The 8,429-nt window shown below is 54.3% G+C and carries 9 protein-coding genes, 1 tRNA gene and 1 pseudogene; 6 read left to right on the top strand and 5 right to left on the bottom strand.

The window, feature by feature from the left end:
- From KB557_RS07100 to KB557_RS07085, 4 genes are all read right to left on the bottom strand, one after another.
- A partial coding sequence (locus KB557_RS07100; protein WP_255132696.1) for a competence/damage-inducible protein A occupies positions 1-1,014 on the bottom strand: 1,014 nt, incomplete at its 3' end.
- On the bottom strand, positions 1,007-2,050 hold the full coding sequence (locus KB557_RS07095) for a glycosyltransferase family 4 protein (RefSeq protein ID WP_255132700.1): 1,044 nt from the start codon (positions 2,048-2,050) through the stop codon (positions 1,007-1,009). The genes KB557_RS07100 and KB557_RS07095, both read right to left, overlap by 8 nt.
- A 62-nt stretch (positions 2,051-2,112) precedes the next feature.
- The gene (glyA, locus tag KB557_RS07090) at positions 2,113-3,369 is read right to left on the bottom strand and encodes a serine hydroxymethyltransferase (RefSeq protein ID WP_255132698.1); all 1,257 of its coding nucleotides are present in this window, start codon (positions 3,367-3,369) and stop codon (positions 2,113-2,115) included.
- Positions 3,370-3,512: 143 nt separating this feature from the next.
- Positions 3,513-3,586: transfer RNA gene (locus tag KB557_RS07085), tRNA-Arg, on the bottom strand.
- Here KB557_RS07085 and KB557_RS07080 point away from each other — a divergent pair.
- Genes KB557_RS07080 through KB557_RS07070 form a run of 3 tightly spaced genes read left to right on the top strand, consistent with a single transcriptional unit; the run spans position 3,587 to position 4,477 of the window.
- Positions 3,587-3,913, top strand: coding sequence for a hypothetical protein (locus tag KB557_RS07080; protein ID WP_255132694.1), 327 nt, complete (start codon positions 3,587-3,589; stop codon positions 3,911-3,913).
- Positions 3,910-4,239 (top strand): DUF3181 family protein, encoded by a 330-nt coding sequence (locus KB557_RS07075; RefSeq protein WP_255132692.1) that lies wholly within the window; start codon positions 3,910-3,912, stop codon positions 4,237-4,239. Before KB557_RS07080 ends, KB557_RS07075 begins: the two co-directional genes overlap by 4 nt.
- A complete protein-coding gene (locus tag KB557_RS07070) occupies positions 4,226-4,477 on the top strand; it encodes a cytochrome-c oxidase (protein ID WP_255132690.1) in 252 nt (83 codons plus the stop codon). Before KB557_RS07075 ends, KB557_RS07070 begins: the two co-directional genes overlap by 14 nt.
- Here the strand turns inward: KB557_RS07070 and murJ are convergent.
- Entirely contained in the window at positions 4,446-6,080 is a 1,635-nt protein-coding gene (murJ, locus tag KB557_RS07065; protein WP_255132688.1) for a murein biosynthesis integral membrane protein MurJ, read from the bottom strand. The genes KB557_RS07070 and murJ overlap by 32 nt on opposite strands.
- A gap of 70 nt (positions 6,081-6,150) precedes the next feature.
- Here murJ and sfsA point away from each other — a divergent pair, with 70 nt between their 5' ends.
- From sfsA to KB557_RS07050, 3 genes and pseudogenes are all read left to right on the top strand, one after another.
- Entirely contained in the window at positions 6,151-6,897 is a 747-nt protein-coding gene (sfsA, locus tag KB557_RS07060) for a DNA/RNA nuclease SfsA (RefSeq protein ID WP_255132686.1), read from the top strand.
- 22 nt (positions 6,898-6,919) lie between these two features.
- Complete coding sequence (locus tag KB557_RS07055; protein ID WP_255132684.1) at positions 6,920-8,020, top strand: calcium/sodium antiporter; 1,101 nt, start codon at positions 6,920-6,922, stop codon at positions 8,018-8,020.
- 160 nt (positions 8,021-8,180) lie between these two features.
- A pseudogene (locus tag KB557_RS07050) lies at positions 8,181-8,429 on the top strand (hypothetical protein); the annotation flags it as partial.

Below are 8,429 nucleotides of genomic sequence, written 5' to 3'. Positions count from 1 at the left end.
CACCGCTTCGCTTACGGCGCCATGGCTTGCCAAGGTGTCAGCCGGCACCCCAAGCAAAGCCTGTTTGATCTGATTGGCATAGGCGATTACCCCACCGATAAATACATCAGAGGCTCCAGGCACCGCCCCAAGTGCAGCCCCAACTCCACCAGCGGTGCAACTTTCAGCCACTGCCAGGGTTTCTCCCCTTTGCCTTAAAGCAGCAAGCACCACAGAAGCAAGGCTGTCGCTATCGGCGCCAAAACAATTACTACCGCCGATTGCCCGCAATTCTTTTTCTACCGGTGCAATCAAGCCATCGGCGTTCTCCGCGTTATCGGCCCAGGCCGTGATTCGTAATTTCACCTCACCACGGCCGGCATAGGGGGCAACAGTTGGGTTTTGTTGTTCTAAAAATGGCGCCACCTGTTCCGCCAGGCTGGATTCAGCAACACCCCAGAAACGCAACAGGCGGCTGCGAAAGATGCCGCTTGTGAGCCCTTGCTGTTGCAGCCAGGGCACCGCCGTTTGCTCCCACATCGCCTGCATTTCAGCTGGCACCCCCGGAAAGGTCAGCAATGAAAAATTGGGCAGCGGCGACCAGATCATCCCCGGTGCAGTGCCCAGTGGATTGCTGAGAACCGCAGCACCCATCGGCAGGAGCGCCTGCTTGCAATTGCTAGCGGCCATGGGCCGGCCCTTGGCGGTTAATTTCTCTTTTATATCTGCAAGCACCTCACTGCGTTCCTCTAAGGGGGCACCAAATGCTGCCGCGAGGGTTTCAGTGGTGAGATCGTCTGGGGTGGGGCCAAGCCCGCCGGTACAAATCAACACCCGACAACGCTTGGAAGCCTCCAACACCACTTCCGTTAAGCGCTCTTTGTTATCGCCCACCACGGTTTGGCGAAAATGGGGAATTCCAAGCCGCGCTAATTCTTCCGCTAGCCAGCGGGCATTGCCATTAACAATGTTGCCAAGCAACAGCTCTGTGCCAATACAAAGCACTTCAATCTGGCTTTGCTTGTTGTTATTCACCTTGATCTAAGGGTTCATCCCTTTGGCTGCGATGGCTGCGCACCACTACCCAAATCAACACACCTGTTGCTAACGCTAACCAGAGAAAACGCAGTTCAGCATTAGCTGCCACCATCGCTAAAGCAACAAACCATTGGGTAAAGGCATAGATCAACACCACGGTGCGGCGATGGCTAAATCCAGCCCTCAGTAAACGGTGATGCAGATGGCGACGATCGGGATAAAAGGGCGATCTGCCTGAGCTAACGCGGCCCATGATCACCGCAGACATATCGGCTAAAGGCAAAGACAAAATCAATAAAGGCAGCAACAAACTCACGGTTGTGAGCTCCTTAGCCGGGCCCACCAAACTGATGGCCGCCAAGCTGAAGCCAAGGAAATAGGAACCGCCATCGCCCATAAAAATCCGGGCCGGATTGAAATTATCGCGTAGGAAACCCAAGGAAGCCCCTGCTAAAGCAGCAGCAAGAAGGCCAGCTCCCGTTTGATGCAGGCTAAAACTCACAGACAACAAACCAACTGCAGCAATACCGCTTACCCCGGCGGCAAGGCCATCAAGGCCATCAAGCCAATTGATTGCATTAGTGATCCCCACCAACCAGATCACCGTGATAATTGCGCTTAGCCAATCCGGCAGGCTGAGGCTCAAGGTGCTGTCGAACGGCAGGGTGATTGAGCCGATCTTTACCCCTTGGCTCCACACCACAGTTGCCACCGCGATTTGCAGGCCAAGCCTCGGAAGGGGCGGTAATTGAAATAAGTCGTCGCTGAGGCCAACTGCAAAAAAGGCAACCCCTCCGATCAGGGTGCTCCAGATCAATTGATCGCGGCTGGCGGGCAAATTGCCAAATCCCCCCAGCAGCCAAGTAATTAAAAGAGCAAGGCAAAAGCCCAGCACGATGCCGATTCCCCCTAGACGCACCATCGGTTCAAGATGCTGTTTACGGGGATCGGGTTGATCGATTAAGCCCCATTTCAAGCCAAGTTGCCGCACCATCGGCACGATGGCTGCGGTAAATAGACCGGCACCCACCATGGTGGCGATCGCAGGGATCAGGGGGCTGGAGTCCACAGGAGGCCAAGGCCTATAGGGGCAGCTTAACCGCGGCTGCCATAAAGGGGAAATTGCTTGCAAAGGGCAGCTACTCGATCGCGGCAGCGCTGCTCGATTTCGACGTTTTCAGGATTTGTTAAGCGATCAGCAATCACATCTGCCACTTCACTGAAGGCAGCGGCTGTAAAACCTCTGCTGGTGAGCGCTGCACTACCAAGGCGCAGGCCGCTGGTAACAAATGGTGATTCCGGATCAAATGGCACGGTGTTTTTATTGGCGGTGATGTTTACTTCGCTCACCAATAGGTCGGCCACTTTGCCGGTGATTCCGATCGAACGCAGATCCAGCAGCACGATGTGGTTATCGGTGCCGCCACTCACTACTGCAATGCCGCGGGCCTGCAATCTTTCAGCCAACGCTTTGGCGTTAACGATCACCTGCTGGCAATAACTCTTGAAACCTGGTTGCAGCGCTTCGCCAAAAGCCACTGCTTTTGCTGCAATCACATGCTCGAGGGGTCCGCCTTGGTTGCCGGGAAATACCGCCTTATCAAATTGTTTGCCGAAGGCAGCATCTGAGCAAAGGATCAAGCCACCCCGCGGACCCCGCAGTGTTTTATGGGTGGTGGTAGTAACCACATGGCAGTGGGGCACAGGGCTGGGATGCACACCTGCCGCCACTAGGCCAGCAATGTGAGCCATATCCGCCAGCAGATATGCACCCACTTCATCGGCAATCGCGCGGAAACCGGCAAAATCGATCGTGCGCGGATAGGCGGAATAGCCGCAAATGATCAGCTTGGGCCGTTCAGCTAGAGCTTGTTTGCGAATTTCTTCAAGGTTTAACTGCTGGCTAACTGGATCAACGCCGTAATGCACCGCCTTAAACCACTTGCCACTCACATTTACCGGTGAGCCATGGGTGAGGTGTCCGCCATGGGAAAGATCCATCCCCATGATCTTGTCGCCGGGTTGAAGCAAGGCAAGAAATACAGCGAAATTGGCTTGGGCACCGCTATGGGGCTGCACATTGGCCCAAGCAGCACCAAAAAGTTGTTTAGCCCGCTCTATCGCTAATTCTTCAATCGCGTCAACGTGTTCACAGCCCCCGTAATAACGCTTATGGGGTAAACCTTCGGCATATTTATTTGTTAAAACCGAACCTTGAGCTGCCATCACCGCAGGGGAGGTGAAATTTTCGCTGGCGATCAGCTCCAGGTGGGTTTGCTGGCGTTCAAGTTCTTTATTAATTAGCGCTGCCACCTGGGGATCAGCCTCCAGCAATGCATCTGGGGCGGTCATGGTGAGTTGTGATACGGCTGTTTGTGATGGTGCTGTTTGTGTCAAGGAGATGGGCCTATGGGGCGAAACATTGCAGTAATCGTAGAAACCTGAAGCCAAAAAAAACCGCCCTTTCAGGCGGTAACCCCGAGGGGTAAAAAAAACGCGCCTGGAGAGATTCGAACTCCCGACCCTCTGATCCGTAGTCAGATGCTCTAATCCGCTGAGCTACAAGCGCTTGAACTTTCCATTCTGCTCAGCAGCAGCGGGGTTTCGTCAAGTACCCATCGGTTTGGTTCAGAATAAAAGCTGCATCACAATTACCTTGCCCCTTGTTGCTACCAGGCCCCCAGACCCGCAAGACCCCGAATATCAGCAGCTGGAGCGCTGGGTCAATTTTGGCGTTCATGGGGCCCTGTTCTCTTTTGTGAATAGCGGTTTATGGCTGTGGCATGGCCTCCGCCCCGGTTCGTTGCAGCCTTTGCCGCAGCTGAGCTTGGTGTGGCTAGTGCTGTTGCTGTTGCATCTAGTTTGGTGCTACAAAAAATCAGCAAAATCTGCATGAGCCTCACTGCTGCTCAGCTGAGAGATCTCAGCGGGGCTATCGCTGATCGCATCTATATCCAAATTGCCGGTTGGCATTTGTATTTGGGTGATGCCAAGTTGGCCCAGCCCCTTGCAGAAGAGTTGGCTGGCTTTCTAAATCAAGGGGCAGCAGCAGCGGTGCGCTCAGCTTTGGAGCGATTACAGGTGCCCGTAGCCGGAGGCAGCAGCCGTTTTCCCCTTGCTCGTTTAATCCCCCCTGGCCAATTAATGGATCTAGAAGAAATTCTTGAGCCCTTCTGCAGCGATACTGGGAAAACGCCGCTGGCGACGGATGCTTGTAATTGAAGTAACGAACGCCCGTGAGGTGATGCGTAAAAGGGTGGGCAAATTGGGGGAAAGGCTGTTGGGCACTGTTGTGGATGCCGAGGCCCAGGTGGAGAAAGCTTTATTGCAGGAGCTGGAAACCGCTTTCCGCGAATTTGGCATCCAAGCCCGCATCTACTCCGTTGAAGGTTTGCAGATGATTGGCCGCAGCCACATAGAGCTACCTATCAACGTGCGCGACCAACGCAGCGTTGAATAATGCTTCGGCCTAATTCCCGCGCTTCTGGCACGCCAAGCCCCCCCGCGATTAAGCCATAGCTAACGGCGCCGCTGCCACCGCAAATAAGCACCTGCAGCAATTTGCCAATTAGATGGGGCGGCCAGGCAATCGCAGTGGCAAGTGCCCAGGCCAGTAATCCACCCACCAAGGCGGCAATGGTTAAGAGGCCTGTGTCTTTTGCCCAGGCGCCGATCGGCAGGGCACCTAGTTTTTTTCTTAATGCGATCAACAGGGCGAGGCAACTCACCACATTCACGCCAACTGTTGCCAGCACTAGCCCCGGCGCTTGGAAATTCAACTGGGGCAGCAGTAAACCCCCCGGCAGCGGACAACCCACCAGCAGCCAATCCAACCCTGCATTAAGGCCAATCCCCGCCATCGAAATGCGAAAGGGGGTGTTGCCATCGCCGAGGGCATAAAAAACCCGCACCAACACATCACGGCTGAGGTAGGCAGGCATCCCCACCCCGTAAGCCATCAAAATCCCCACCACCAAGCTGGCGGCATTGGCATTAAATGCGCCCCGCTCATACACCAAAGCAACGATCGGCCCGGCTAGGGCCACCATTAAGGCCCCCAATGGCAACATGCTGGCGTTGCTGAGCATCACCCCTTGGCGAATGCGTTGCAGCAGTTGGCCCCGATCTTCTGGCGCGGTGAGCCGGGCAAATACCGGCAGCAATGGCACCAGCAGCATGTTGGAAAGAATTCCTAAAGGGGTTTGCACAAGCAAGCCTGCATAGCCCAGGCCTGCTGCTGCGCCACTGATGCCGCTAGCAAAAAAGAGATCCACATACACGTTTATTTGCAACATCCCAGAAGAGAGGGTTGCAGGCCCCATTACCTGCAGCACTTCCTTTACCCCCGGTTGCTTCCAGTTGAAACTGAGCCGCAATTGGCCCAACCCCGGGCGCGCCAGCGCTGGCAGCTGGATCAACCACTGCAGGATTGCTCCCCCCAAGGTGCTTAGGGCTAACACCGCGCCGCCTGCTAATGCCCAAGGGGCGGTGCCGATGGCAGGGCCGGCTTGGAACCACAACAGCCCTAAGCCCAGCAGCACCGCCAAGCTGGAAACCAACGGACTAATCGCCGGCAACCAATATTCATCGGCGGCATTTAAGGCGCCAAAACCCAGGCCGATTAAGCCGGCAAACAATGCCATGGGTGCCATCAGCCGCAACTGCAAGGCGGCGAGATCGTGCAGAGCGGGATCCAAGCCAGGCCCCACAAGGGTGATCAATGGATCTGCCAGCAGCACCAATAAAACAGTGGCCCCCAGTAAACCCAAACCCACCAGGGTGTTGATTGCAGCCAGCAAGCGGGCACTTTCAGCCCGCTCCTGCTTTGCCATCACGCTCACTACAGCGCTATGGAAGGGTCCGTTAATGCCGCCTAGCAGGATTAATAAAAACCCCGGTAATACATAGGCGTAGTTGAAGGCGTCGTAGGCGGCCCCCACTCCAAAAGCAGCCGCGATCGCCTGTTGGCGCACAAGCCCCGCCACCTTGCTGAGGGTAGTGGCAACAGCCACCACCATGGCGATCTGCCGCAAATTTTTGGCAGGAGTAGCAATTTCAGCCATAAGGCATTTATTGAGCTGAACCGATAGGGCTGATTGTGGTGGACCATGGCCTAACCACTGGCCTGGCGCAATGGCTGCTGTTGATGTGTTGAAGTTTGAACCCCTTTTGGAAGGGGTATTGCTCAAACGCTGGAAGCGTTTTCTTTGCGAGGTGCAACTTGCTGATGGCGAGGTGGTAACTGCCCATTGCGCAAATACAGGCCCCATGACGGGGGTGTTGCGGCCGGGGGGGAAAGTGCGGATACGCCACGATCCATCCCCCACGCGCAAGCTGGCCTACACCTGGGAGCAGGCGCAAGTGCCAGCAGCTGGAGGCGGAAATTGTTGGGTAGGGGTGAATACAGCTCTGCCGAATCGTCTCTTGCGGGCAACAATTGAGGCGGGTTTACTCGAGCCCTGGCTAGGCCCAATTGGCTCGATTCGCGCTGAGGTGGCCTATGGCCTCAATCGCCGTAGCCGGATTGATTTGTTGCTTACTCCTGCTCCAGAAGCGCTGGATCCTCGGCCGATTTATGTGGAGGTGAAAAACACCACCTGGAGTGATGGGGAACTGGCTTTATTTCCAGACACCGTTACGGAAAGAGGCCAAAAACACCTTGAGGAATTAATGGGGGTGCTGCCAGATGCAAGGGGGGTATTAATTCCATGCTTAAGCCGTGAAGATGTGCTGCGCTTTGCCCCTGGCGATAGCGCAGATCCTCGTTATGGCCAATTGTTTCGCCAAGCTCTTGCGGCGGGGGTGGAGATGCTGCCTTGCCGGTTTGGTTTCACTGATAATTCAGTGCAATGGCTGGGCACTGCACCTCTCCAGCAGTAACTAAAAGTTATTTTTAAACCTGATGACTGCTCCTTTTTTAATTGATTTTGGCTTGATAATAATTGGCATCTTGTTGTTATTTTGCGGCGGTGAATTATTTGTTGCTGGCTCTGTTGCACTTTCATTGCTATTGGGTATTCCCCAAATAGTGATTGGCCTCACAGTGGTGTCTTTGGGTACCAGTGCGCCTGAGCTATTTGTAAGCCTGCTTTCAACGCTTAAAGGCGGCAGCGCAGGTGATGCAATCGCTGTAAGCAATATTGTTGGGTCAAATATTTTTAATGTGCTGGTGGTGCTCGGTGCGAGTGCCGCTGTGATGCCACTGCGGGTGAAGAGCCGTTTAGTGAAACGCGATGTTCCCCTTCTCTTAGCTGTTTCTATGGCCACCTGGGGGATGGCCTCTGGGGGGCGAATTACTTGGATCGCAGGCCTCGCATTAATGGCGGGAACAATTATTAATTTGGTTTGGGAAATCGGTTCCGCTAGGCAGGAGCCTTCCGAACCGGCGGAAGACCTAGGCGCTGAGGCTGGGGGATCGCCTACACCTATTGCAATAACAAAATTAATTGTGGGTTTGGTGTTATTGGTGATTGGCTCCCAGGTGTTAGTGAAAGGGGCGATTGCAGCAGCCCAAGGCTTGGGAGTTAGTGAAACTGTGATCGGTTTAACGATCGTTTCGGCGGGCACTTCTATGCCAGAACTAGTTACTTCTTTAGTGGCCGCTTATCGCGGTAAGCCCGATCTTGCTATTGGCAATGTGGTGGGTAGCAACCTGCTTAATCAACTTGTGATTTTGGGCTTGTGTGGCTTGGTTTCCGGCAGCAGGGGCCTTGGCGTTGATCCGGTGATGATCAATCGTGATTTTCCAATCATGGTGGCAACCACCTTGGCTTGCCTACCAATTTTTTGGTCTGGTGGTGTTATTACCCGCAGAGAAGGCTGGATTTTGATTGGGCTTTACGGCCTTTATGTGATTGAACAAGTTCTCACCAGCAGCGCTTCTTCAATTGCCGATGAATTTAGGCTTTTGGCATTGGTAGGAGTTCTGCCATTGGTGCTGGTATTCATTACCTGGACAGCCCTGCGTTGGCGGCAGCAACGCCCTAAGCGCGAGCTGGCTTAACTACAGCCCAGGCGGCTTCAAGATATTTCTAAGACGCAACTAAAAGTCTGCATTTTGCATCAATCTATACATTTTTATTATTCGACTGCCCCCAGTGTGGATTCAGATTTGAAGGTTCTTCAATTTGATTTCATCCTCTAGGTTCCTTCCCCCTTCGGCGATGCAAAGCATCGACCGTTGGCGATTACAGCAAACGGGATTTCTCCATTCCTTGCGCCACGACAGCAGTTTGCTGCGCACTGGTGTGTTTTTGTTGGCTGCTGGTGCTGGCTTGCTTCCCTTGATGGCAGGTTCCGCCAAGGCAGCCCTCACAAAAATGCCCACCGATGGGGCCGACACCCTACTAATGCTGATGGGTTCAGCTTTGGTGTTGTTGATGACCCCGGGCTTGGCATTTTTCTATGGCGGC

The sequence above is a fragment of the Synechococcus sp. Cruz CV12-2-Slac-r genome (assembly GCF_024346075.1).
In the GTDB taxonomy this organism is placed as follows: domain Bacteria; phylum Cyanobacteriota; class Cyanobacteriia; order PCC-6307; family Cyanobiaceae; genus Synechococcus_D.
The sequence above is the reverse complement of the archived record's forward strand: the minus strand, read 5'-3'. Positions and strand labels throughout refer to the sequence as shown.

Bases quoted from the DNA above. Each gene is read 5' to 3' on its own strand.
- sfsA (WP_255132686.1), top strand. From the start codon at position 6,151: ATGGCTGCTGTTGATGTGTTGAAGTTTGAACCCCTTTTGGAAGGGGTA.
- KB557_RS07095 (WP_255132700.1), bottom strand. From the start codon at position 2,050: ATGGTGGGTGCCGGTCTATTTACCGCAGCCATCGTGCCGATGGTGCGG.
- KB557_RS07070 (WP_255132690.1), top strand. From the start codon at position 4,226: ATGCTTGTAATTGAAGTAACGAACGCCCGTGAGGTGATGCGTAAAAGG.
- KB557_RS07075 (WP_255132692.1), top strand. From the start codon at position 3,910: ATGAGCCTCACTGCTGCTCAGCTGAGAGATCTCAGCGGGGCTATCGCT.
- murJ (WP_255132688.1), bottom strand. From the start codon at position 6,080: ATGGCTGAAATTGCTACTCCTGCCAAAAATTTGCGGCAGATCGCCATG.
- glyA (WP_255132698.1), bottom strand. From the start codon at position 3,369: ATGACCGCCCCAGATGCATTGCTGGAGGCTGATCCCCAGGTGGCAGCG.
- KB557_RS07055 (WP_255132684.1), top strand. From the start codon at position 6,920: ATGACTGCTCCTTTTTTAATTGATTTTGGCTTGATAATAATTGGCATC.